The sequence below is a fragment of the Halostella sp. PRR32 genome (genome assembly GCF_034808085.1).
Classification (GTDB): Archaea; Halobacteriota; Halobacteria; order Halobacteriales; family Natronoarchaeaceae; genus Halostella; species Halostella pelagica.
The window spans coordinates 1-242 of sequence record NZ_JAXHGL010000262.1; the positions used below are offsets into that span (position 1 = coordinate 1).

At 41.3% G+C, this 242-nt stretch carries 1 protein-coding gene; it reads right to left on the reverse strand.

The annotated features are described in order from the left end of the window. Positions 1-205, reverse strand: a 205-nt coding sequence (locus tag SM753_RS21070) for a hypothetical protein (protein WP_323192989.1), incomplete at its 3' end; no start/stop codon positions are given. Positions 206-242 lie beyond the last annotated feature (37 nt).

Below are 242 nucleotides of genomic sequence, written 5' to 3' on the forward strand. Positions count from 1 at the left end.
TGAGAGACCTGACACAGATGGTGATCGCCACAGTAGATTTTGCATTTTTGGGTTTCTCAACCAGGTACTCTTCCCGTGCTGTCACAGAAAGATCGTAATGATCACAGTCCTTTTTGGCATGAACAGAATAATATGATTGTATAATTGTTAAAGTTGGCAGTCCTTTCCCTTTTGCAGTTATGATACAGTCTTCTTGAACAGACATCTGTCGACTGTATGTCGAGATTGCATTGGCCACTATG